This is a genomic window from Candidatus Symbiopectobacterium sp. NZEC127 (assembly GCF_025962675.1).
Classification (GTDB): domain Bacteria; phylum Pseudomonadota; class Gammaproteobacteria; order Enterobacterales; family Enterobacteriaceae; genus Symbiopectobacterium.
In genome coordinates this window covers 649,767-673,715 of the sequence record NZ_JAGFPG010000001.1, presented here as the reverse complement: position 1 = coordinate 673,715, position 23,949 = coordinate 649,767, and the positions used below count along the sequence as shown (strand labels likewise).

The following is a 23,949-nucleotide window of genomic DNA, read 5'->3' as shown; positions in this document are numbered from 1 at the left end:
TGTTCACTTTTCCATTTGCTGTTTTTGATTATTGTACGCACGCCATCACGTTTGCCACGTGCGCTATATTGTTGCGTGCGCTATGTAGAAGCAATGCAAACGAGCGCCGAACCGTTGCAATCCGCCTTAGCGTTCGGGAATAACGTTGAACGCATCAAATTCTGGCGCGGGTGCAGCCGCCGGGTGCAACAGGGTTTCAGGCTCAGGCGGTGTGATAACCGCAGTGGCAGGTGCTAGCGATTGGAGCAGCGCGGTTTGAAGACGCTGCTGTTCCAAAATTTCTTGCAGCAGGCGGATCTTTTCATTGGCACGGACACTGGCGCGATTGACAAAAAACCAAACCAGCGCGGCAAACAGTACCATCAACATGATAAAAACAATCTGTAAAATATTCACAACAACCCCAGCTCATCCTCTCAACCCAAGCATATCCGGGTCATACTATCACTTCGTAGCCGCCCACGCCTATTACATCCTGCTCATGAACCGCCTTTCAACCGAGACTGCCTGATATCGGCCAGCGATTGGATCTGTTTTCCTTCAGTATCGAAGTTACCCGGTGCCAGCCAATCGATAAAATCCAACTTGCGCTGTGGCCACTCATTATCCAGCAGGGAGAACCAGGCGGTATCACGCGTACGCCCTTTATAAACAATAGCCTGACGGAAAATGCCCTCAAAGGTAAACCCCAAACGCAAAGCAGCGCGGCGCGACGGCGCATTCAGGCTATCGCATTTCCACTCATAGCGACGATAGTTGAGCTGTTCGAAGACATAGCCCATCAGCAAAAAATGCGCTTCTGTCGCAAGTGGCGTACGTTTTAACGCCGAAGAAAAAGCGACAGAGCCAACTTCGATAACGCCGTGGTTTACATCAACGCGCATTAACGAGAACGTCCCCACCGCGTTATCGGTGAGTGTGTCGATAACCACATAGCATTGGCTATCCTGTTGCTGCTCTGCTGTGGTCAGATAAGCACGGAACGCATCCTTGTCACCAAACGGGCCAACAAACATATAGGTCCAATCACGGCCATCTGGCGCAGCGGCGTGTGCCGCATAAAGCGCATCGAGGTGCTGTGCCACGTTCAATGGCTCAATCCGACAAAAACGCCCGGTGAGCGTGATACCCCCTGGGAATGCCCGTGCTGACCATAAAGGAAGCGCTGCGCCGACAGGCTGCCCATAGCGGTTCAGGTGCTCAGCCATTATTCTCGTCCTCCAGATGTTAAAAAACCCACCGTCAGGCAGGCTTTTTGAAAAGAAACCGTTTGTTCAGCACAAGACGGTTCAGAACGGATAGTCGTGATAACCCATCTGCTCAGAGATGTTTTTTGCTGCGTGATGCAACATGGCAACATATTCGTGCATGCTCTCTTCAGCGAAGCGAATGGTAGGGAATGAAATACTCAATCCGGCAATCACCACGCCGAAACGGTCAAAGACGGGCACAGCAATACAGCGCAAGCCTTCTTCCTGTTCTTCCTTGTCTTCCCCATACCCTTGCAGGCGCACGGTATCAAGCAGAGGCAACAACTCCTCAGCGCTACCCACCGTATGCGGCGTGCTGCGGGTGAATTCCACTTTGCTCAGAATTTCAACCACTTCGTCACGATCGCGCCATGCCAGCAGCACTTTACCAATGGCGGTACTGTGCAGTGGGTTGCGACGACCAATGCGAGAATACATACGCAGGTTGTACATGGAATCGATCTTGTGAATATAAACGATACCATCTTCATCCAACGCACCGAGGTGGATAGTTTCTTTCGTCAGCGTGGACAATTCGCGCATCTGAATATCAGCACTACGGATCAAATCTACGTTTTGCAACGCCTTGGCGCCCAGTTCGAACAACTTGAGCGTTAATGAATATTTCTCGGATTCGCCTTCCTGCGCGACATATCCCAAGGACTTCATCGTTTGCAAAAAACGGTACACTGTACTTTTAGACATCATGACGCGCTGAGAGAGTTCTGTAATACCGATCTCTCTTTCCTCACCTAATGCCTGCAAAATACCAAAAACTTTCAAAACGGACGACACGGAATCGGGCTGTTTATCTAAATCTGCAATAGCCATTTTTTTGGGTACCCTACTCAGTTTTTTTTGTTTTAAAAAAAATAGAACGATGGTTTTAGTATAAAGGGAACACGCTGATTATGGCAATGGAACAATAACGATAATCAAGGGACTTGCTTATTATTAAAGTTATTATACCCGTCATACTTCACACTACAGTCGCGTTAGCGACGCTCGCTTGCCCGGATCACTTATCTCTGCAAGCTAATCGGACCTCGTTCGCACGCTGGCGACTTTACTGTAACGCGAAATAGTCAGGGATTATTCTATTCATCACCGATAGCTCGGTGACGAATAGAAGAAACCCCATTCCGTTGCCGGGATGGGGTTCTGGGCTTACTTCCAAACTGAATCAGGTACGGCGGCAAGATAAAGGGCTGGTTTGCCATCCACATCCGAGGTAAACAGGATGCGTTTATTATCCGGCGTGAAGGACGGGTGCGGGTGCGTTACCTGACGGTCGCCTTCCAACACTTTCCACGATGTGTTGTGCTGCGCAACGCGGTGTTCTTTACCGGTTTGCAGGTTGAACACATACAGGAACGGATCGTTTTCGATTTTGTAACCGCCGTCATCTTGTACATCAACCGGTGCATCGGAACCGTCACCAACCAACAGTGTGCCATCATAGTTACTCATCAGGTGAGAACATGGCGGCATCACGCGCAGTTGCGTATCTTCCAGCGTAACCGGGTTGATGCTGCGGATATAACGGTTGGTGTCATCTTTCAGGTAGGACACATAGATCATGGCAGAGCCATCCGGCACCCAGAATTCGTGCGTGCAGCTTTCACCTTCCGCATGCTCTTTGACTTTACGCATGTTGCTGCCGTCTTCATTGATGAACCACATACGGGCATCAACCAGGTCGTGCGGACCTTCATGACAGAACGCGACGGTGTTGTCGTCGCCCGGACGATAAATCGGGTGACCCAGCCAGCGTTTTTCTTGCAGAATAGTTTGCGCTTCGCCGGTTTTCAGATCGATACGGATCAGGCGGCAGCACGGGTTGGTGAAATAGAACTCCTGGAATTTTTTCCAGTCAGTCAGCGGCTGCCAGTCTTCTTTCTTGATCTCGATCCCCACCATCTTGGTGCAATCGGAGTTGGCAACCCAGGTACCGTAACCTACCCACTCATCCGGTACTTGATAAATCGTGGTTTCTTCCAGGGTGTTCAGATCGACACGCATCAGGTTGCGGGTGTTCTTCACATAATACAACGCGTCATCTTCAGGAGACATGAAACCACCGAAGGTGTTGTCGCCCTGGCCTTCCGTCAGCTGTGTGGCTTCCTGCGTGTTCAGATCCAGCAGGTAGTAGTTCCAGGGACCATCAAACGCGCCGCCAAACAACAGTTTGCTTCCATCATTGGAGAAGCACTTCTGGTAGAAATAGTTGCGATGGCAAATAACATCGGGAGGCGTTAAACGCACCACTTCGGTGCCGGTTGCTGCGTCTTGATAGGTATGAAACGAGAGGGGAATCTTTTTGCCTTTGGCCATCGTAAATCCTTAGAACATATCGAAAAGAATACGGCTAGCACCAGCAGATGACACAAGTCTTGCGACTTACAGCCACCCTGATGCGATAGATCTGTAATACCAGCATTATAGAAACAATGTTTCATTTTTCCGTGATCACGGTTTTATTTTATGAAACATTCTCCTGATTTTCATCCCCTGTTTTCCCAGTAAAAAAGGAATTTATGCTATCAAGACAGAGGTATAGAGGATAACACGTTATTGCAGACAGGGAGCCCGTAATGGACTCCCTGTTGTGGAATGGTTTGTTTTTGCGGAAGTTTTATTTCAGATAAGCACCGCTGCGCAGCGCTTCGATGCGTTTATCCAACGGCGGGTGCGACATAAATAACTCACTGAAAGATTTTGATTTGCCGTTGATGCAAAACGCCATCATGTTGCCTTGTTCCTGGGGTTCGTAGCTGGTTTTCAAACGCTGCAACGCGGCAATCATCTTCTCACGGCCCACCAGTTTCGCCGATCCGGCATCCGCATGGAATTCGCGGTAGCGGGAGAACCACATGGTGATAATGCTGGCCAGAATACCAAACACCAGTTCCAGCACCGTCGCCACGGCAAAATAGACCAGCGGGTTACCGTTGCTGCTTTCACCTTCATCGCGGTTGCCAGAGAGGAAACCGGATGCCACCTGAGCGATCAGGCGCGAGATGAAGATAACAAAGGTGTTCACAATGCCTTGAATCAGCGTCATGGTGACCATATCACCGTTCGCCACGTGGCTGATTTCGTGGGCAATGACCGCTTCGGCTTCATCACGGCTCATGTTTTGCAGCAAACCGGTACTGACCGCCACCAGCGACGCATCACGCCGTGCACCGGTCGCGAAGGCGTTGATATCAGGCGCGTGATAAATAGCAACCTGCGGCATCGCAATGCCCGCCTGCTGCGATTGCGCCCGCACGGTTTCAAGCAACCAACGCTCCGTTTCATTACGCGGCTGCTCGATCACTTCACCGCCCACCGAGCGCAGAGCCATCCATTTGGACATCAGCAGTGAAACGAACGCACCACCAAAGCCAAACAGGCCAGCCATGATCATAAGCCCCTGGACACTGCTGGACCGAATTCCCGTCAGGCTGAGAACCAGCCCGAAAACCAACATCACCGCCAGGTTGGTGATCAGGAAAAGCGCAATACGCATCATAACAGTCTGATTTCCTCTCTAAAGGGATTAACGTCATTCACAACACGATGGTATGGGTTATCACGCCGTTTTCAAGCATTCTTAATCTTCCTATCGCTAAAACGACATAACTTTACATTTTGCAACAACCTTGCTCGCATCAACGCGCTATGCAAGCGTTCAGCCGCTGACAACGCCCGTCGCATACCCGTGAACGCGCGCCATAAAAAAGCCCCCGGGTACAACCCAGGGGCTCTGCATAATAAGGCATTTGTGTCGTTAGTACAGCGTATTATCCGCGAGCATGCGCCACTGTTGCTGGCATATCGGGCTGTGTGCGGGTGTACTTGGGCGGTTTGATCCACAGCGCAATCAGCAGCGATAGCACCGACAGCACCGCAATCGCAATAAATGTGGCGTGAAAACCACCCAGGCGTGCCGCGATGAAAGAGCCAGACAGTGCACCGATACCAAATCCCTGATAGATGACGCCATAGTTTTTACTGTGATGTTGCAGACCGAAGAAGTCGCCGACAATCGCCGGGAACACGGTGATATTGCCGCCAAAACAGAAGGCAATGGCACTGACACAGATGAAAAACAGCACCGGTGACAGCGGCAGGAAGGCCATAACCGTTACCGCCAGTGCGGTAACCAGCAGCGTCCCGCTGACGACACGCAGGCGACCGACCTTATCTGACATGGCTCCCAGTACGATGCGCCCTACCGTGTTGAAAATAGCGATGGCTGACACGGCGTTAGCCGCCATTTGTCTATCCATACCGGCCATTTCCACTCCGATATCTTTTACCACGCCAATCAGATACAAGCCGCTCATGCACGCCGTGAAGAAGATCACAAACAGCAGATAAGCTTCTTTGGTGCCCAGCATTTCGCTCAGAGTAAAATCACGCGTACCGTAGGTGATTGCCGTTTTTCCATTGGCAGCATGCGTTGGCGGCTCTTTCAGCAACGTGCTACCCAGTCCGATCATGATCATCGCCATCAGTCCCCAATAGAAAAAGGCATGCGATGCACCCACTTCTGCGATCAGAAAGCTGTTGATGTATTTGAATATCAGGCTCCCGGTACCAAATGCTCCCACAGAAATACCGGCAATCAACCCTTTACGTTCAGGGAACCATTTGATCAGGTTAGACAGCGTGGTGATATACGCGGTGCCATCGGCAAAGCCAACCACCACGCCCATCAGCAAGTACATCCCCAGCAAGGAGGTCACGCCTGAACTTGCCATTAACCCCAGGCCCAGCACGATACCGGCGCATAACGTTAAGCGCCGGATGCCAACACGCTCCTGCAATTTACCGGCAAACAGCGTCGCAAACGCCAGACTGAAACTGGTGATGGAAAACGTCGTTGCCACGGCGCTGAGTGACCAGCCAAAAATGTCGACCAGCGGTTGGTTAAACAGACTCCAGGTGTAAATAGTTCCCAGCCCCATTTGCGCGATGATCGTACCCAGTACGATCTGGCCGCGACGTGTTGGTTTGGCATTCATAGGCCGACCTCTTAGTAAAACGGTTCCCTGAAGGAACATCAAAGAAGGTAAGCAAAATGGGCAATGGTGCCTGCACCCTGGACCACCCGCTTACGTGTTGGGGCCAGTCTACAAGCGGCATGAGGTGAAAAGATCGAATCGGGAATGAGATGCCGTCAGAACGGAATGAAATGCCGTTACAGACGCATCAATGCACGGAAGGTTTTTACCTTACTGCGACTCACGGGCACTTCAAATTCCAACTCGTGCAACCGCAGGATGTAGGTGTTATTGAACCAGGGAACGATTTCGCGGATTTTCGTCAGGTTGACGCAGTAAGAACGATGGCAGCGAAAGAACACCTCTTCCGGTAACCGGCTACAAAATTCTGTAATGTTCATCGGCATGACAAACGTTTCACGCCGGGTATAGACCAACGTCACTTTTTCCTGCGCAGCGGCGTAATAGATTTGATTGATGTCGGTAACAATAATGCGCTCATCTTTCATCAGGTTGATGGTGTGTTGCCCATTGCGCGGCGCAGTAGTGGCACTGGTATTTTCCAGCGCCGGCGCAGATTGCCGTTGCTGCCAGGCATTTTCCAGCTTTTGCAGCATGGTGACGATGCGCGCCTCATGATAGGGCTTGAGAATATAGTCAAAGGCATCCACTTCAAAGGCTTCAACCGCGTGTTCTTTATATGCGGTGATAAATATGATGTACGGCTTTTGCGCAAACTTGCTGATGTTTTGCGCGAGAAACACGCCGTTGAGCGATGGAATATTGATATCAAGAAAAATGGCATCGACATCGTTCTGTTGCAGGTATTTCAGCACATCCATACCATCGTCAAACGTCGCTACGATCTCGATGTCACTGTGCTGGCGAATCAGATAATTGAGTTCTTCCTGCGCCAGGAATTCGTCTTCAACAATAATGGCTTTCACCGCTTATCTCCTGTGACCAGCGCGGCCATCACATTATTTTCTGGCACCATACGCGCAGAGTCGGCCACGCGAGGGATATAAAAGACAATTTCCGTGCCCGGCTCCAATCTGCGAATGTGCAGACCATCGCCGTAAAGCAAGCGCACACGGTGATGCACGTTAAGCAGGCCGATTTTATTACCGGGTACCTCATTGCGCGCCACACGCTCAATCGTTTGCTGATCGATACCGTGCCCGGTATCGGTGACGGCCACGCGCAACCGTTCCCCCTGATCCTTTACCGCTATCACCACCGTGCCCTTGCCGCGGCAGGGCTGAATGCCGTGCACAATGGCATTTTCCACCAGCGGCTGAATCAACAGACTGGGAATTTGATACGCCAGATCGTCGTCAATGTCATAGATCACCGTGAGCTTGGCACCAAAGCGCGCCTGCTCAATGGCAATATAATCACGAATCTGGTAAAGCTCTTTTTTCACATCAATCAACGCGTCGTCGTTCAACTCAAGGTTGTAACGCAGATAGCGTGACAAATTGATCACCAACTGACGTGCGGTATCGGGATTAATACGGATCGACGATGAAATGGCATTTAACGCATTAAAGAGAAAGTGAGGGTTAATTTTACTCTGTAAGGCTCTCAGTTCCGCCTTATTGGCCATATCGCGCAGTTGCTCGGTGCGCGAAACCTCGATCTGGGTTGACATCAGCTGTGACAAACCAACGGCCATCACCTGCAAGGAATAAGTGATTCTGTGCGCATGGCGATAATAAATTTTTAGCGTACCCGTCACCTGCCCATGCTCAAGCAACGGAATAACAATCATCGAATGGATTTCCGGCGTCAGATGTTGTTCATCATTATTTTTAATGATGATTTTGCCGTCGTGAATCACCTGCTGGGTCATCGGACTAATAATGTCATGACCAATATTGTATTTTTCTTCCCCGACGCCGACATAGGCCAGAATATGCTGCGTATTGGTCATTGCCACCGCATCGGCATTGATCTCGGTGCGAATAATACGACAGATCGCTGCCAGTGAATGGCTGTTGATATTGCGAAAATAAGGCAGCGTTTTATGGGCAATATCCAATGCCAGTTTCGCTTGTCGTGCGGCGATCACCTCTTTTTCATTCGCCACACTCTGCACCAGCAACACAATCAGCCCAATGCAGACAGAACCGGTAATCATCGGCACCGCAATCTTGGAGACGATATCCAATCCCAGCGCCGTCGGCGTGGCCCACAGCACTACCAGCAGCATCGTCAGCGACTCGCACATCATGCCGCCAAAAATACCGATGCTCCACTGTTTCTCTTTCTTCACCTTGCGATTGATGTAGCCTGCGGTAATGCCCGCAATAATGCTGGTTATCAGACACGGGACAGAAGTGATTCCATTGATATCAATCAGATAGCGGTGCACACCGGCAACGGTACCGGTAGCGATACCCACCCACGGGCCAAACAGAATCCCGCCCGACATCACCGCAATCACCCTGACGTTCACCAGGGAGCCTTCGACGTTGATACCCGAATAGGTGCCAAACAGCGCAAACAAGGAGAAGATAGCGGTGACCGCTGCGCGCTCGCGTAGGGAGTGATCTTCTTTTTGCAGTAATTGACGGAATTGCCGCGTTCGCGTTAAAAAAAACAGGCAAATCAACATTAACGCGGCGCGTTCAAACACTGCCAGTAACATTTCGAAGATTTCGTGCACAACCCATCCCACATCTCACGCAGCACAAGCCCACCACTATAAAAAAAATGTGATCTATATTCCATTTTTTGTTTAGGGTGGCGGGCTGAATAACGGAGATATAGGGTGTTAGCGGGATTCCGAGGCCATCTGGGCGCGTAACTGCTGAGTAAAATCCTCTGCCATCATCGGGTGACCAAACAGGTATCCCTGCGCCTCTTCACAGCCTTTATTGCGCAGGCGCTCGCATTGCTCCATGGTCTCTACGCCTTCGGCAATGACGTTAAGGCCAAAGCTTTTGCCTAAATAAAGAATGGCACGCACGATCGCCGCATCCGGCGGAGAATCGCACATGGCGCGCACAAAGGTCTGATCGATTTTGAGCCGGGTTACCGGATAATTCTTCAACATGCTCAACGAGGCATAGCCGGTGCCATAATCATCAAAAGCAATACCAATCCCCGCATCCCGCAGCACTTTCAACGGCTGCAACATGTTTTCGTCATAGCGCAAGATGATGTTTTCCGTAATTTCCAACTCCAGCGAACCCGCATCAAGCCCTGTGCGCGTCAGCACCTGCTCGATCTTTTGCGCCAGGGTGCCAGAACGGAACTGGGCGCTGAACAAATTAATACTGATACGGAAATTTTTGGCCCCGGCTTCACACCACTCCGCCGCTTGACGACACGCGGTTTCAACCACCCAGTCGCCGATACGTTCAGCCCAAGGGCCGCGTTCCAGCGCCGCTAAAAACGCGCCGGGCCCCAGTAACCCTTTTTGCGGATGCCGCCAGCGTAATAATGCCTCGGCGCCGATAATTTCATTGGTGATCAAATTGACTTGAGGTTGATAAAAAACTTCAAATTCACTCTGCTCGTAGGCGCGGATGAACTCGAGTTGAAATGCGTGCTTGGCTTGAAAGATTTCGCGCATTTCGCGCGTAAAGAAACGGTGGCAGTTGCGCCCTTCCGCTTTCGCCTGATAGAGCGCCAAATCGGCGCTGGTCAGCAAATCCTGTGCAGTGATGCCATGCATCGGGTAAAGCACCATACCAACGCTGGCGCTGATGTTGATCTGGTGTTCCTCCACGATCATCGCCTGCGAAATTTCCTGGATAATGCGCTCCGCTGTCTCGGCCGCGAGTTTGAAATCACTGACGCCGGGCAGCAACACGGCAAATTCGTCGCCGCCCATCCTCGCCACGAGATCCCCTGCGCGCACGCTGGACTGTATCTTCTTCGCGACGCTGACCAGGATTTCATCACCCCGAGCGTGCCCAAGGCTGTCGTTCACATCTTTGAAGCCGTCCAGATCGACCATCATGACACAGATGGCCGGTTCATCTTTCAACGCCTGCTCCAGACTGGAGGTCAATAGCGTTCGGTTTGCCAACCCTGTCAGCGGGTCCATGTGCGCCAACAAAAACAAGCGCTCTTCATTGCGTCGCCGCTCAGTGATATCGCGCAGAATAGCCCCGTAGCTTACCGTAAAGTCATCTGCCCACATGGAGACAGAAAGTTCTACCGGAATCAGGGCACCACTGCGACTTTGAACGTTCAGCTCAACGGTGACACCTTTGATGAGCGCTTCCTTGTCACTCACCACGGCGTTGAATTTTTCGATAAAAGCCTTGGGAACAATCGTATCGATGTTATTGCCAGTAATTTGCGCACGAGAATATTCGAGCATTTTCTCCGCTGACGCATTCCAAAATGTGATAATTCCCTTATCATTCACACAGATAATTGAGTCTGGTGAGGTGTTGGCAATATTCTCAAAGCGAACCTGACTGGCGTTTCGCGCCAATTCAAGTCGCCGCATTTCCAGTCTGTCCATTACCAGTGCGGCTAAATCCTGCATGTTATGTTCGTCTCGGGCGCTCAGCGTACGCCGGGGTTTAAGGTCAATGATGCACAATGTCCCAATAGCATAACCTGATAGCGTGCGTAACGGTATCCCCGCATAGAAACGGATATGGGGCGTTCCGGTCACCATGGGATTATCTTTAAAGCGCGCATCGAGTCGGGCATCGGGAATGACCATGATCTTGCGCCGCAAAATGGCATGTGCGCAAAAAGAGGCTTCACGCGACGTTTCACAAACCGATATCCCCAAGCCAGCAGCCAGTAACTGACGCTGTTCTTCAATCAGGGATACCAGCACGATGGGGACGTTAAATACATTTGCTGCCAAATTGAGCAAATTATTCAAACCGGGATCGCTAAGACCATGATCGATGCCATATTCGCTCAGAGCAGCCAAGCGTTTTGCCTCATCTTTTAGTCTTGGTGCCTGGCTCATACAGTGCCCTCTACGCTACCGATGTTCATAACTTTGAGATAATGATGCAGTGCCTGGCTAACAGGTGCAGATAAAACAGGTGTTTTCAATTCACAAGGATACGGGAAATCGTGAGCCATCCAGCATTCAAGCCACACTCTGCTTGCTGATTGCCTACCCCGTTGCTAAACGTTGGTTAGCAAAACCTTGTTTTCAAGCGTAGCAGAAATGCCTAAAAATCTGTTCACGTATTAATAGTATGGCTGCGTTTTGTTTGCTCCGTTGCAGAAACCAACAAAATTAAGAAACATCGCATGCCCTTGGCAACGTTGGCATCCGTGAGGCGTGATTAGCATCACACCACGGGGTGTGACTCAAGGTATTGGTCTTACCTTTGATGAGGGGCGCAGCGATTGTCGGTACAGAGGAGAACGCTTAATAATAATAGTACGTAACCTATTTCTTAGGCGCTACGTCACTATCAGCATTAGCCGATATATTGCGCCATAGATAGAAAATATTCGCTATTTTATTTATCTCATCCCTGAGCAATGTCGTTATTATGCGGGGAAATAACTAATAGAGTGCTCTGGCGTATCATTCTTGGCATTAATGGTTAAGTTCCACTCACCCGTATAAGGTACGGTGAAATAGACCTCATCTTCAGCACTAATGCTAATACTGTTGTTTTGCACCACCTCCGGTGTGGTAGGCAATTCCGGTGTAGAATCGCTCATATGAATATCAAACGTATTAGAACACCGTACAATTACCGTATCACCACCAAACAGGTTAAGGCATGTGCGAATAACCGACATATTTCCTCCGCAGCATAACGCAACGTTATACCTTGCTCAAATCAGTTTATATTAATGGGACCATTTTCCCTACGACGGGATTTTCATAACACCAAAAAGCGGGTCCGTCGATTGTGATTTAGATCAAGGTTTGCTCACGTTTTTACTGTCGGTCATACCGATTAGAATCGCACATAAAACATCTTATAAATGGCAATATTATTGCCATTCCATGGACGCATTTTAATTACATCAGCGCAACACTTTGCGCTGTGGTTACACCAATTCAGATAAACCTTGTGTATTTTTGAAAGCAAACGCATCCCCGATTCGTTGACGCGTGGACAACGTCAGAAATCCGGGCAATGGTTTTGCCACCTTATTCCCGGGAACGCCAGTGTTATACTGTTGCACTTCGCTATTGCCACCGTGCAGCAAAATGGTCCGTAACAGTTGTTGTTCCGCACTGTCCAGCGAACGTCCCGGTACACTGACACTTGACGCTTGTGGCATCACGCCGGTGTCATGTTGATGCATTTTCACTGCTTCACGTTTGATTTCTGCATCCAGCATACCGGTTCTGTCTTTTCCACTCTTACAGTTCCAGCAGGGCATAGCGCCAATTTCATTGGCGAGTAGAGCAACACGCAAAGCCGCTTTATAGGGTTCGCCACCATCACGATGATGCGTTTTATTGGCCCAAATCGCTTTTAACTGCTGGCTTAGCGTTCTGACTTTTTGTGCGTTTTCTGCCGTCGGATGTTGAGCTAAATAGTCCCCCACCCATCCTTTTGGCGGTGCGGTCACGCTTAAATCATTGCCGAGCAGCGTTTTCAGCGCCGCTTCGTTATAACCATCTGCCTGTTTCCACCCCATATTGCCGATAAGCGCAAACTCGTTGACACCAAAGTTGAATGCCGCAACGTTGAGATTTACCGAAGCGTGATAACGATTACCCTGCGCATCCCTTAACGGAACCTGTAGCGGTTGCTGTTGACTCAACATCGCCCACGCCTGCATCTGGTCATCCATCATCTCTTTCTCCGCCCCGATACCGCCGGTAACCAATGATGTTGATGCCAGATTCAGCCCCACCGTTTTTCCTTGTTCAGCGTCGCGCAGCAGCTCAGGGCGAGCGAAAAGCGCAGCGGTCACTACTTCCATGGCGCGGGTTTGCGCACCGAAATAGCGCGCATCTGAATTTTTCGCCAAGCCGTAAGGAGACAAAGTGCCGTGACGTATTCCGCTAAATAGCCGTTGTGTTGATCCCTTTTCACCGAGGACACTGAATTCGGATAGCCATAAATTCGTGGCATGCGCGGTTTCCTGCGAGGAAGAGGAAGCGACCCCCTTGTCATTGTAAGGGGTATGAAAAACGTCATTTCCTCCCTGCTTCATCTGTCCGGCGGGCGTAAGCGTGCAGCGATAGTCCACATTGTTGTGTTGAAAGCGGGTATCAACCGTTTCCCATTTCCGGGTGTTTAGCACCTCGCGCAAACCCGTTGCAAAGGCTTGTTTAGCGTGTGTTCTTGCATCTTTTTCGGGAAAGCCTTGCTTGATAAACTCTCTTGTCAACCCGTCTATCAATAGGGGTTTTAGGGTTTTCGCTTCCTGCAAATCCTGTTTGGTGAGCGCTCTGTTTTCCGCATGCAGTTTCTGACGAGTCTGATCCAGCAGTGCCGAGGGATCGCGCCCCAATGCCAACATTGCGCTAGTGGCTGCGCTGAGAAAATGCCCTTCTAAGACGCTCAGCGTTTCTGTTGTACGGGAAGTATTAACGGCTTCATGTTGACGTTCAACATTCGAGCGCCCTGCTGCCTGATAATGTTTAACGCGCCGCGCCACAGTGCCTGTAAAGGTTTTCTTTTTGTCAGCCGCGGCGTGCAATGTCGGTTTCTCATTAATCTGCACCGCAGACTTAAGATGATTCGCCCACAACGTTCTATTGTCAGAGGTTACCGGCCCCTCTGTTTTAGTACTAACGTTCTGATAATGATTAACATGATACTTCTGTTGCCTGATGCCACCGAAAAAACCATTAACGCCCATAGAATAACGCCTCCGCTCATTGAGCGATAACGTTACTGGCCCCTGATGAGATTAACTACTACTAAACGCCCAATTCAACGGCGATAGCGATTACACGCTGATGAGGATGATCATTTCTGGGTTGCTGGAGGGTAGCCTACTGATAAATCGATAACTGCTTCATCCCTGAAGGTAATTCCCTTAGCAAATAGCGCGATGCCAGGCATGAAGGAAAGCAGAGTGCCGCTGCAATCTTCACATCACTCGACCAGCGTTTGAGATTTATAGATGCTCCGGTAATGCTCTAACCGAGCTTCAAAATAGGCTCTTTTTTCCGGTGGGATTTTCAAGGCGATTGTATCTGCGCATATTTCGCGCTTCTGGCTTTCCATAAAGGCGACTGTCGATGCAGCAAAATCTGCATACTTGTCACTGTATTCGAGAATCATCTTTTCAAAATTAATCATACCAACAGATCCTCCCTTGTGGTCAGCACCATGCTGTATTAAAAATATACAACACCCTGTGCAAAACACGCTGTAAGCGACACAGAAAAACATTGCACTGGATCACAAAGCGAGCAGTCAATTTTCCTATCACGGGATATGCAGGTAACGCTGGATGGCACGCTCCGAAATGCCGTATAGTTTGTCTTTGCTGACAAGTATAGAGGACATACGTGGTGTTGCGGCATTCAGTCACATCCTCCAGAATTCGTGCGCTCGGTTACGACTCCGATAAGCGCTTATTGGAAATCGCCTTTCATAACGGTGAGATTTATCAATACCTAGATGTTCCGGAACGCATTTATAAAAAATACATTTCCGATGCAGTGGTTTCAAAAGGCCGGTTTTTCGATGGGGTGATAAAAGGGAAATTTTTATGCCGCCGATTGGCCTAATCTGACCGTGGGCGTTTTTCAGTGACAGTGATTCGGGGTAACAAAAATGCAAACGGGAGCTACGCTCCCGTTTGTTGGTTAACGCTGTTACTCACCAGGCAAAGGCCTGGCGCATGACAATTACGGCTGCTTACCGATGTAAGCCAGGATGCCGCCGTCAACGTACAGAATGTGACCATTCACGAAATCAGACGCATTAGATGCCAGGAATACAGCAGGCCCTTTCAGATCGTCAGTCGTGCCCCAGCGTGCAGCGGGCGTTTTTGCGATGATGAATTGGTCAAACGGATGACGAGAGCCATCAGCCTGAATTTCACGCAACGGGGCAGTTTGCGGCGTAGCGATGTAGCCAGGGCCAATACCGTTACATTGAATGTTGGCTTCACCAAATTCAGAACAGATATTTTTGGTCAGCATTTTCAGGCCGCCTTTTGCCGCAGCATAGCCAGCGACAGTTTCACGACCCAGTTCGCTCATCATAGAGCAGATGTTAATGATTTTGCCGTGGCCTTTTTTGATCATTGACGGCAAAACAGCCTTGGAAACGATGAAAGGCGCGTTCAAGTCAACATCGATCACTTTACGGAAATCAGACACTTCCATTTCAAGCATCGGCGTGCGTTGAATGATACCGGCATTGTTGACCAGAATATCAATCACACCCACTTCTTCTTCGATTTTCTTGACGGTTGCGTTTACCGCAGCTTCATCAGTTACGTCAAAGACATAACCGTGCGCTTTCAGACCAGCGTCTTTATAAGCGGCCAGGCCTTTTTCGATCGAGTCTTGTTTGATATCGTTAAAAACGATTGTCGCCCCAGCTTCGCCCAATGCGCTGGCAATGGCAAAACCAATACCGTAAGAGGCCCCTGTGACCAGAGCCACTTTACCTTCAAGAGAAAACTGCTGCTGATAATTACTCATTTAACCATTCCCATATCGATTTAGCGAAGAGATTAAGAGCGATATGATTCACATCATCGCATCTCTGTAATCGCCCCTTCATACTTCCGTCATCTGATACCGATCAACCAGAAGCGCGGCGCTTACTGTGAGGCTACTGCGTTAGAACAACGTAATCATATCCAGTCCTAGGGTCATAAAATACCACACGCCCCACAAAAACGAAACATTGTTTCATTTTAGAAGCAACGATATTTTGTGAAAAAGCTATGGAGATCAAATTTTATAGCGCGTTGTTCCGCATGACCGTGCCCTGTCACCCGTTTACGCTACCTGACGTTGCAGGCTGCAACATCAATAAAACCAGCGCGCCATCGAAGAGATTCGTAAAGAAAATGCAAATTGGCAAATTGATGAATGAAATCGCTGGATAAGCGGAAGACCTTACCTCTATCATATAGCCAGTGTGAATGAGGAGTGCGCCGTTTCCTGAAACCTTCAGGTCAGGCAGCTTGCTGGAGTGAGGACATCCCCCAGGTATCAGGGTTTTCGTCCCAGTGTGCCGCTTACAGAAAGTCTGTTTCTTTATGCGATACATCCCTTTTTTTTGTATAGTGCGTATAGGAACATCATGAGTTCAAGCGTTCGTTTTTGTCCTGCCTTTTTTCATCCTCGCTACTGGTTAACCTGGTTTGGCGTTACGGTGCTTTTCCTTCTGGTCCAACTGCCCTACCCCGTGCTTATTCGCCTGGGTGCCCTCTGTGGCAGATTGTCACGGCCATTTCTTAAACGAAGAGAAACCATCGCGCGCAGGAACCTTAAACTTTGCTTCCCAACGCTAAATGATGAAGAGCAAGAAAGACTGATTGCCGGTAACTTTTCGTCGTTGGGGATGGCGCTGGTGGAAACCGGGATTGCCTGGTTTTGGCCCAACGAGCGCATTCGTAAACTGGTTGACGTGCAAGGATTACACAACCTCCAGCGCGCTCAAGAGAACAAACGCGGCGTAATGGCGGTTGGCGTACATTTTATGTCGTTGGAGCTGGGTGGCCGTGCTATGGGCCAGTGCCAACCGATGATGGCGATGTATCGCCCGCACAATAATCGCCTGTTGGAATGGGTGCAGACCAAAGGCAGAATGCGTTCCAACAAAGCGATGATCGATCGCCGAAACCTGAAAGCCATGGTTGCCGCCCTGCGTCAAGGGGAAGCCGTCTGGTTTGCTCCCGATCAGGATTACGGCCCGAAAGGCAGCACCTTTGCGCCCTTCTTTGCCGTCAGCGATGTGGCAACCACCAACGGAACATACGTGCTTTCTCGTTTGTCCGGTGCAGCGATGCTGACCATCACGCTTATCAGAAAGCCTGACCTTACTGGCTATACGTTAATCATCGAGCCCGAATTGCTGGATTACCCGAAAGACGATGAATTTGCGGCAGCAACCTACATCAACAAGGTCATTGAGCGGGAAATATTGCGTGCCCCTGAGCAGTATCTCTGGGTTCATCGGCGCTTCAAAACGCGACCGCAAGGCGAAAAATCACTGTATATATAAATGATACTGCCAAGGAAATAAGGAGAAAGACCAATGAGTAAAATCACAATGATAATGATTGGTGTGGCTATCGTTGTGGGCGCTGGCAGCTATCTTGGATGGTGGTAGCAGAATCCACAGAGGGAAAAGGCGAGCAGTTTTCTCTGCCCACTACATAATTCCTTGTCTTTAAACCCAAATCAGCCTAGCGGTTACCGCTGGGCTGATTTGGGTAGCATGGACGTTCGAAGCATTGATCAATGCTGTTTTTTATATCCTGGTTGCGCACCTGTCCGGCATGGGCGTCATGCACCCTTCCTCTATCGTTATTCTCTTTTATTTAAAATCTACCATCATCTGTTGCGGTATAGATAAATGACGAGTACTACTCACACACAAGCCAATATAATCAGTAAACCTAGGCGGTTTTGGCATGCCCAAACTTAATAACTTATGGTTATCAAACCGCACATTCAATTCTGCAAATTGACCATATAAATACATCGCTTTGAGCATAATCCGTTCATTACAAGGACCAAAGATTTTTTTCAAATCCCGGCGCATCGTTAATAAAACATCATACGTGACCTTGGCATAGTTATCGCCAACCGGCTGTCGCTGCATAGCATCCGCTATTGCGTTATCAATTTCCATAAACTGTACGCAATGCTCGTCCCCTGCCGATATATGAACCACCTCTCCATTGGGCAGATCGCGGTTAAGAAGCATGACTAGGGCTTCAGCACAATAATCTACCGGAATAACATCGATGCGATCTTTCATTGAGCACATGAATTTCTGTAACATCAGTCCCATATTGAAAACCCAGAAGATGCTACTAGACGGTTTACAACCATGTTTGGTGTGGCCAACAACGATAGAGGGACGAGCAAATAAAAGTGGCATCTGTGGACAATGCTGACGCATGAGTTTTTCAACAATCAGTTTCGAGTGTGTGTATTCGACAAAATGGCTGTTTTTTTCAATAAAATGAGTATCTTCAGAAACGAGTGTATTGGGCTCTGGCGTACAAGACATCGCCGTACCGACATGCAAAAACCGCTGCAACCCCTTAACAGTGGCCATTCTTCGGGCTAACGCGAGAGTACCATCAACGTTAACTTTCCAAATCATTGGATTCTTACCAAATGACGCGATGGCAGCACAGTTAATCACATGCGTAATGCTATCTAACCGAGGATCCGCTAAATATAATTCGGGTTTACCAAGATCCCCCAATAATATATTATCTTCAGTTATTTTTGTTAGCTTATCCTCACTAACATTGAACTTTCTCATATTTTCATGAACGCGTTTCACCGCGTCACCATGAGAATCAGCGCGGACCAAAAGGAGTAAATCACAGCCAAGATCATTATTAATGATATTTTCCAGTGTAGCCCCACCAATAAACCCTGTAACCCCAGTAATTAATATCTTATTCATTTTCTCTCGCAAATTCACTTTTTCTAAAAACACGAATAGTGCACATCCACCACGTTAATTTAAAAGGGCAACACTATCCGCTTACAAAGTAGCAATATCATTATATGACTCTGGCCATCTCAGACTTCTTTACGTTTCTGTGGATACCAAGCAATGTATATAAACCCCATGCATTGCTAAGGACCACACCTAAATCAGCGTATCCTGCATACAAAGAGTCTATTTAATCGTGTTCTCTAACATATTAATCAGCCCATACCGGACCTAAGAATTATCAGGCACAACAATGTTCCCCCTATCTCTTTTCTCACCGTAACTGATGATGGATGGGGATATTACACAGACGTTATTAAACGAAGTTTCAATAAATGCATCTTTGTTTAATCTTTGTGGGTATCCCCAAAATGGGCTGACTGTGTTATCAATTCGATGACTCTTATACTGGCATCCACGCCGGATGCACGACCAATGCCATTTTCAATCTCATCGTGAAGGCGATTACCAGCAACAAAACAGCCTGATTTTTGCACAGCGCCAGGTTTGATGTAACGACGGGCAGATTGGTCGTTCAATCCATGCTCTTCACACCATTACTGCGCCGTGATCCCCGTCTCAGCGTTATCCATTGTAATATTTGACATACGCTCTGGCACTACCGTGGCGCTATGTGAGATTGACGAGAAATAGAAAAGGCCGTAGGCGAACCATCGGATTTAAGGACTGACCCAACAAAAACCGGAGAATGCAATAATGCCCTTTTTGACGGAAAATAATTGCAAAAATTAATCATTAAAACACAAGATTGATAATTCTTATTTATCAGGAAATCGTTCATGCGTTGATGATAATGTTATTATATACAACCATACAGCAACCCTTGCAGCTATATATGAATGAACACTCCCTTAATCATAATTCACAATAAAATGATTTAATTAACAAAGCCGAAAAATGAAAGTATTAGGATCATTGCTTTTATAAATTCAACCCGCAACAAACCAACATTAACGAAGGAGTAATACACATGAAGTATAACATAAAAAATTTATCATTAGCTCCCATCCTGTTTTTGATAAGTCAGTCAAGTTATGCTGTTTTAGCCGGTGGGATTATTGCAGTAGAACATACCTGGCCCACAAATGCAGAATTTAATAAATTATCTTTCTTCCAAAAGATAAGCACCGATGGAGGAAGAGATTCCAATTACTACTGGGCAAATCAGTTTTACTTTAAGCAAGGAGATTCAGGTTATATTGGTTTACAAAATAGAGGAAAAGGAGTTCATGCTTTCAATTACTCCATTTGGAATGCAAAAGGGTGGAAAAATGGTCATTGTGGTTACTTTGACCATGAAGGTTCAGGAGTACAATGTCAGTTAATCGTGCCATGGAAAACTGGGCATCAATACAAATTAGATGTTTCAAAAAAAGGGAGTCTAGTTACAGGGGTTATCACAGATATGATGGATGGTACAGCGATAACTATTGGTGTTATCGAAGTCCCAGAAACATTTGGCAAGCTATACTCATCTTCAGGTTTTGTTGAAGAGTATTCGCAAGGGGATGATCAACTTTCTTCCTGCTATGTGATGGGAGCCCAAAGCTCAACTTTTTTAAATCCAATTGGAGATGATACAACGACAGCACGACAGAGTACTAATACCTATGGAAACTGTAATGATCCTTATGTTGTTCAAGCTGCATGTAATGACCAAGCTTGCATTAATAACGTAAGCGATCTTGGTGCTATTGCTTCTCCTTCTGCACCAACAGTAACAATAGTTAATAACAACGATTTAACGGCTAAGTCTATCGCTAACGAATTAAACAAGGCCAATCTGGTTGTTATTCACTCTATGGATGGCGCCTGGGCACCTAACATTTATTTTCCGTCCCCTAGCGCTTTCAAATGGAAATCAATATTTGTGATTCATAACGCCACTAATAGTTCATATTTTCAAATAAATGGTACCACTGCAAAAACAGACAAAGGAAGACTTAATATGTATATGTCAGATGGTAGCCGTTGGAATATTATCAATCCTAAATAAAAGGCAAAAGAATCATATATGAACACATTGAAAAATTTTAAAATACCAGAATCCTTACCAAAAGATTCACCACAAGAACTTTGGAACCTTCAGCGTCAGCTTGACAAGTATGCTCAGAGTATTTTTGGCCCTAGAAATTCAAAGAAAAAACTATTGGCACCAGAATTTAACGCTGATGCAGCAGAAGGCCCACATGTTTCTAATACGATTGATTTGGATGGTGGGTATGCTAGCTTAAGTACCGTTGCATCGACTTCTTGGTATGCAACGGTATATGAATTAGCTCATGAAACTATTCATCTCTTAGATCCGCGCCCTGCTCCGCCTTTTGCCAAAGGTTCAAACTGGTTTGAAGAGGGTATAGCCGTTGAATTTGCTTTACATTGTACAGAAATCGTTTTCGGCGAACGCCCCGCTATCAACTCACCGACCTACGAGACAGCATGGAATCTAACCAAAAAGATTGTTGAAGCAAAGTTTTTCAATGACTGTAAGAATATTCGTCTAGAATGTGGTCATTTTGCTGACGCAAATTTTCATGTAATAAAGAAGCATGCCCCAAAATGCGATAGCCGCGTCATTATCGAGTTAATCAAACGTTTCGACAACACGCCTATACAAAACGTATAAACCCACCCAACGTTAAATATAAATAGAGGCTTCATAATAAGCGTTGCTTATGCAACGCTTTAGTTAGGGATGCAATCGAAGTACTAATGCACTCTCTGCACTGCCTATTGATACCGATTATTGCGCTGCCCATCATGCGATAGAAATCGTCCGCGAACTGGGTGGGCTTACCTCTGCCAGAGCTCGTGACCGGAAAGGCGAGCGCCCCTATAAGATGACACCCGCTAAATTGCACCTAGCGCTAGCCTCAATGAGAAAGTCAGAAACCAAAATCAGTACTCTGTGCCAGGAACTAAATACCACACGGCAGACTCTGTACAGGCATGTTTCTCCAAATGGTGAGTTGCGTCCAGATGGAAAAAAACTGCCAGGTCGGGTCTGATTATGGATTTCTATCACCTTGACAACTCACCAGTGCTGGCAACTGAACTCACTGAATCTTCAAAAAGGAACAATCTCATGACCATAAGCATTCGGCTTACTGTTGCAGTAACCTTACTTGCTGTGACGCTGCCAGTATTAGCTAAAACGCCAGAAAACTTTATCTATACCAGCTCTGGTGACCTCGAAGCAGCCTCTGCCATTATGGGGAGTAATGACATTGGCGGTGCGCAGATCGTTTACAATTGGCGTTCACTTGAACCTGAGAAGAACAAATACGACTTCTCGCAGATAGAGAAGGATCTGACTCGCCTTAAGGTAGCCAATAAAAAACTCTTCATCCAAATTCAGGACCGGTTTTTCGAACAAGATGCCCGTTACGTTCCTGATTATCTGATGAATGATGCCAGGTATGGTGGTGGAATATCGCCACAATTTGATAATCCTGGCGAAGGGAAACCAATTGGGTCGGGTTGGGTAGCACGGCAATGGGAACCTGCTGTACGTCAACGTTATCAGGCTTTGTTGGCAGCGATTGCAGAACGTTTCGATGGCCAAGTCTATGGAGTGAACTTACCCGAAACAGCCATTGATCTCGACAAGAAAAAACTACCCAAGGGATTCTCCTGCGAGAACTATTTCGCAGGAGAAATGGAAAATCTTACCTTTGCGCGAAAAGTGTTCGCCAAATCACACGTAGTACAATATGTCAATTTCTGGCCGTGCGAATGGAACAACGACCACAACTACATGGGCAGGCTGTTTGAGTTTGCCAGTACCAATAATATTGGGCTTGGTGGCCCGGATATTGTTCCCAACCGCAAGGCGCAAATGAAGAACTCATATCCCTTCTTCAATAAATACAAAGCTAAACTGGCACTCATTGCCATGGCAGTACAGGAGCCGACCTTGACCTACAGGAATCCAAATACGGGTGAGCCATTTAGCAAGGATGAGTTTGTACAATTCGCAAAAGATTATCTCGGTGCAGATATCATTTTTTGGAGCACGACCTCTCCCTGGTTAGCTAAGAAATAGGTAACCGTCGCGAGTTTATCCTGTAGGGTCTTTTGAAGATAAAATCACAGCACTACCCGTTGAACGGGATGAATGGGGCTACTGGACACATCCAAAATATGAAGAGTTTTGCGCCGGGCGTGAATCTATTCCTACAGTTATTTTGAAACTAGCGACCTTGATGTACCAGGCTGGAACCCAACGCCGCCAGAGGGTGAAAGTTGGTTGATTTGTTCTATCCACAATACTGAGGATGGGCCGGTTTGTATCTGGTTGCCTATCGGGACGTTATCGTAGAACAATAAAACACTGATTAGGCATGCGACTTCCCAAGCCCCTCGAGGGGGAAAAACCTAACGGGATTCTCTTTATTTTATCAGATAAAATCTGCGGACAGACGATCATAATGGATATGACGCTTCCTATGAAAATTACAGAATTTAATGGAACAAGAATCTGCGTGCTCGCCGACAATGACAAGCTGACACAGTGCCCAGAAGGCTCTTACGCAGTGATTGAAGATTCAGGTTTCTATGTGTCGCTGCTCGTTATAGGCAGCGAGGCATGGACCATTCACCCGGACCTGCTCCCCACACTTGAGGATGCGCTCGATCTCATAGCCGAGCGACGTGGGCTTTTCGTTTAGTTTGAAATATTACTGCGCATCACTTTGGTTTGGGCTCCTCACGTTCCGGCATCTGCACGCGCACCGATAGCCATGCTGCCAACAGCCTATTTTTTTGTACAGCCTTGGGGAGAAGTTTTCAGGTAAAAATAAGGGGCCGAAATTGGCCCCTATTGTTAATCCACGCTTAACAGCGGATTACATGTTATCGATGATGTCTTGCGCAAACTCGCTACATTTCCGCAGCTTAGCGCCTTCGAGCTGACGTTCGAAATCGTAGGTCACGGTCTTGTTCTTGATCGCGCCTTCCATTCCCTTAACAATCAGGTCGGCCGCTTCGAACCAGTGCATGTGGCGCAGCAATAGCCGGAAAATAACTTAATAACCACATGATTTATATAATGAAAAATACAAAATAGCGCATTATTTAAGGCCAATTTTCCAAAAAAAATTATCCTTACAA

Annotated in this window: 21 protein-coding genes and 3 pseudogenes; 8 read left to right on the top strand and 16 right to left on the bottom strand. The window is 47.8% G+C overall.

What is annotated here, in order from left to right:
- Positions 1-126 precede the first annotated feature (126 nt).
- The 12 genes from J5069_RS03170 to J5069_RS03115 all read right to left on the bottom strand — a co-directional run bounded on the left by J5069_RS03170 (position 127) and on the right by J5069_RS03115 (position 14,466).
- Positions 127-369 (bottom strand): YebO family protein, encoded by a 243-nt coding sequence (locus J5069_RS03170; RefSeq protein WP_264643711.1) that lies wholly within the window; start codon positions 367-369, stop codon positions 127-129.
- A 110-nt stretch (positions 370-479) separates the two neighbouring features.
- Positions 480-1,208 (bottom strand): GNAT family N-acetyltransferase, encoded by a 729-nt coding sequence (locus J5069_RS03165; protein WP_264642489.1) that lies wholly within the window; start codon positions 1,206-1,208, stop codon positions 480-482.
- 81 nt (positions 1,209-1,289) lie between these two features.
- Entirely contained in the window at positions 1,290-2,081 is a 792-nt protein-coding gene (kdgR, locus tag J5069_RS03160) for a DNA-binding transcriptional regulator KdgR (RefSeq protein ID WP_264642488.1), read from the bottom strand.
- A gap of 336 nt (positions 2,082-2,417) precedes the next feature.
- Positions 2,418-3,584 carry an oligogalacturonate lyase gene (ogl, locus tag J5069_RS03155; RefSeq protein ID WP_264642487.1) on the bottom strand — a complete coding sequence of 389 codons (1,167 nt, stop codon included), beginning with the start codon at positions 3,582-3,584 and terminating at the stop codon, positions 2,418-2,420.
- Between the two features lie 301 nt (positions 3,585-3,885).
- Positions 3,886-4,767: a protease HtpX gene (htpX, locus tag J5069_RS03150; protein ID WP_264642486.1), complete on the bottom strand. Its 882-nt coding sequence runs from the start codon at positions 4,765-4,767 to the stop codon at positions 3,886-3,888.
- Positions 4,768-5,038: 271 nt separating this feature from the next.
- Entirely contained in the window at positions 5,039-6,265 is a 1,227-nt protein-coding gene (locus J5069_RS03145) for an OFA family MFS transporter (RefSeq protein WP_264642485.1), read from the bottom strand.
- Positions 6,266-6,441: 176 nt separating this feature from the next.
- A complete protein-coding gene (locus tag J5069_RS03140) occupies positions 6,442-7,191 on the bottom strand; it encodes a LytR/AlgR family response regulator transcription factor (protein WP_264642484.1) in 750 nt (249 codons plus the stop codon).
- Complete coding sequence (locus tag J5069_RS03135; RefSeq protein WP_264642482.1) at positions 7,188-8,915, bottom strand: sensor histidine kinase; 1,728 nt, start codon at positions 8,913-8,915, stop codon at positions 7,188-7,190. Before J5069_RS03135 ends, J5069_RS03140 begins: the two co-directional genes overlap by 4 nt.
- Positions 8,916-9,023: 108 nt before the next feature.
- Positions 9,024-11,195, bottom strand: coding sequence for a putative bifunctional diguanylate cyclase/phosphodiesterase (locus J5069_RS03130; RefSeq protein WP_264642481.1), 2,172 nt, complete (start codon positions 11,193-11,195; stop codon positions 9,024-9,026).
- Positions 11,196-11,734: 539 nt separating this feature from the next.
- Complete coding sequence (locus J5069_RS03125) at positions 11,735-11,992, bottom strand: hypothetical protein (RefSeq protein WP_264642480.1); 258 nt, start codon at positions 11,990-11,992, stop codon at positions 11,735-11,737.
- Between the two features lie 255 nt (positions 11,993-12,247).
- Positions 12,248-14,020 (bottom strand): inositol phosphate phosphatase SopB, encoded by a 1,773-nt coding sequence (locus tag J5069_RS03120; protein WP_264642479.1) that lies wholly within the window; start codon positions 14,018-14,020, stop codon positions 12,248-12,250.
- Between the two features lie 239 nt (positions 14,021-14,259).
- Positions 14,260-14,466 carry a DNA polymerase III subunit theta gene (locus J5069_RS03115; RefSeq protein ID WP_264642478.1) on the bottom strand — a complete coding sequence of 69 codons (207 nt, stop codon included), beginning with the start codon at positions 14,464-14,466 and terminating at the stop codon, positions 14,260-14,262.
- Positions 14,467-14,681: 215 nt separating this feature from the next.
- On the opposite strand from J5069_RS03115, the gene J5069_RS03110 reads away from it, so the two are divergent.
- Complete coding sequence (locus J5069_RS03110) at positions 14,682-14,900, top strand: KTSC domain-containing protein (protein ID WP_264642477.1); 219 nt, start codon at positions 14,682-14,684, stop codon at positions 14,898-14,900.
- Positions 14,901-15,020: 120 nt separating this feature from the next.
- Here the strand turns inward: J5069_RS03110 and J5069_RS03105 are convergent, their stop codons facing one another.
- Positions 15,021-15,824, bottom strand: coding sequence for a gluconate 5-dehydrogenase (locus J5069_RS03105; RefSeq protein ID WP_264642476.1), 804 nt, complete (start codon positions 15,822-15,824; stop codon positions 15,021-15,023).
- Positions 15,825-16,434: 610 nt separating this feature from the next.
- On the opposite strand from J5069_RS03105, the gene lpxP reads away from it, so the two are divergent.
- Positions 16,435-17,358, top strand: coding sequence for a kdo(2)-lipid IV(A) palmitoleoyltransferase (gene lpxP / locus J5069_RS03100; RefSeq protein WP_264642475.1), 924 nt, complete (start codon positions 16,435-16,437; stop codon positions 17,356-17,358).
- Positions 17,359-17,673: 315 nt separating this feature from the next.
- On the opposite strand, the gene J5069_RS03095 is transcribed toward lpxP, so the two are convergent.
- A complete protein-coding gene (locus J5069_RS03095) occupies positions 17,674-18,783 on the bottom strand; it encodes an SDR family oxidoreductase (RefSeq protein WP_264643710.1) in 1,110 nt (369 codons plus the stop codon).
- A gap of 380 nt (positions 18,784-19,163) precedes the next feature.
- Complete coding sequence (locus J5069_RS03090; RefSeq protein WP_264642474.1) at positions 19,164-19,355, bottom strand: hypothetical protein; 192 nt, start codon at positions 19,353-19,355, stop codon at positions 19,164-19,166.
- A gap of 452 nt (positions 19,356-19,807) precedes the next feature.
- Between J5069_RS03090 and J5069_RS03085 the strand changes: the two genes are divergently transcribed.
- From J5069_RS03085 to J5069_RS03060, 6 genes and pseudogenes are all read left to right on the top strand, one after another.
- Complete coding sequence (locus J5069_RS03085) at positions 19,808-20,833, top strand: DUF3472 domain-containing protein (RefSeq protein ID WP_264642473.1); 1,026 nt, start codon at positions 19,808-19,810, stop codon at positions 20,831-20,833.
- 18 nt (positions 20,834-20,851) lie between these two features.
- Positions 20,852-21,463 carry a hypothetical protein gene (locus J5069_RS03080; RefSeq protein ID WP_264642472.1) on the top strand — a complete coding sequence of 204 codons (612 nt, stop codon included), beginning with the start codon at positions 20,852-20,854 and terminating at the stop codon, positions 21,461-21,463.
- Between the two features lie 151 nt (positions 21,464-21,614).
- Positions 21,615-21,845: pseudogene (locus J5069_RS24250) on the top strand (recombinase family protein); the annotation flags it as partial.
- Between the two features lie 77 nt (positions 21,846-21,922).
- The gene (locus tag J5069_RS03070) at positions 21,923-22,882 is read left to right on the top strand and encodes a hypothetical protein (RefSeq protein WP_264642471.1); all 960 of its coding nucleotides are present in this window, start codon (positions 21,923-21,925) and stop codon (positions 22,880-22,882) included.
- 43 nt (positions 22,883-22,925) lie between these two features.
- Positions 22,926-23,158 (top strand): annotated as a pseudogene (locus J5069_RS03065) (hypothetical protein).
- Between the two features lie 22 nt (positions 23,159-23,180).
- Entirely contained in the window at positions 23,181-23,507 is a 327-nt protein-coding gene (locus J5069_RS03060) for a hypothetical protein (protein ID WP_264642470.1), read from the top strand.
- 177 nt (positions 23,508-23,684) lie between these two features.
- Here the strand turns inward: J5069_RS03060 and J5069_RS03055 are convergent.
- A pseudogene (locus tag J5069_RS03055) lies at positions 23,685-23,852 on the bottom strand (NADP-dependent isocitrate dehydrogenase); the annotation flags it as partial.
- Positions 23,853-23,949: the final 97 nt, after the last annotated feature.